This window comes from Pseudoalteromonas sp. HM-SA03, assembly GCF_002289345.1.
Taxonomy (GTDB): Bacteria; Pseudomonadota; Gammaproteobacteria; order Enterobacterales; family Alteromonadaceae; genus Pseudoalteromonas.
This window is the reverse complement of record NZ_NSDG01000081.1, coordinates 1-953: the sequence shown is the minus strand read 5'-3', so window position 1 is coordinate 953 and position 953 is coordinate 1. Positions and strand designations below refer to the sequence as shown.

At 43.3% G+C, this 953-nt stretch carries 1 protein-coding gene; it reads right to left on the bottom strand.

All coding sequences use genetic code 11. The annotated features are described in order from the left end of the window. Positions 1 to 283: 283 nt before the first annotated feature. Positions 284 to 953: IS982 family transposase (locus CKO50_RS15865; protein WP_141240153.1), on the bottom strand; the 670-nt coding region annotated here is incomplete at its 5' end.

The window sequence follows — 953 nt, the reverse complement described above, 5'->3', positions numbered from 1 at the left end:
GGTATACCAAGTTCATTCAAGCACTTAGTGTACACGAACGACTAGCACTGAGTTTGAAAGAGGGTAATACCGCATCAAATTCAGTGATAACAAAAAGCCCAGCTATTCTGGGCTTTTTGTCGTTTGAATTTATTATCTAGCCCTAACCTCAGCGTTCAAAGGGAGCACCATTGTCTTCCGTGCTCGTTAATCTGCGTGTGTAGATTTATACTAAGTTGATGCCGTAAACTCGTTGATACCCAAGCGACTTCAACATGCTGATGTTACTTAACCTCAGATCTGGTTAAGCCAACATTAGATTGTTGCTCTCTAAAAGCTCAAGCTCTTGAGGCGTTAAATCTAATGAGGGCTTTTCTTCTCTCAAGCAATAAGCGATGATCCCTCCGAGCAAATTCAGCATAAAGCCATGCATATTGCGGTGTCGGGAGTGTTCGATGTAAGAAATGTTTTTCAATTGATCAATCACCGTCTCAATGATGAATCGCTTCTTTAAGATGGCCCTGTCCCACAGTGATATGAACTTTTTCTTCATATTCTTTCGGACTGTAGTGATCAGCTCGATGCCGTTGTTCAACAGTTCTCCTGACAGTGCTTTGCTTATGTAGCCTTTGTCACCGTAGAGTTTGCCAAAGAGCAAGTCGGCCATCTCTGTCACCGGCTTTCGCTCATCGACGTTACCCTTTGTCAGCTTCAACGCCACAATTTCACCTAGGTGATTGATGACCAAATGCAGTTTAAATCCAAATGACCAGCCCATGGTGCCTTTGTCATGCTGAGCTATGCCTTCAAAGACTTTATTTCTCTTGGCACGAATGATGTGACAGACCTCTATTTTGGTGGAATCAACAAATTGTATTCCGGTGGGTTTACCAAGCTTCGACATGAGATAGCTACACATGGGAACGACAACACTCGGCATTACTGCAAGAAACCGCGTATAGCTTAACAGCTCA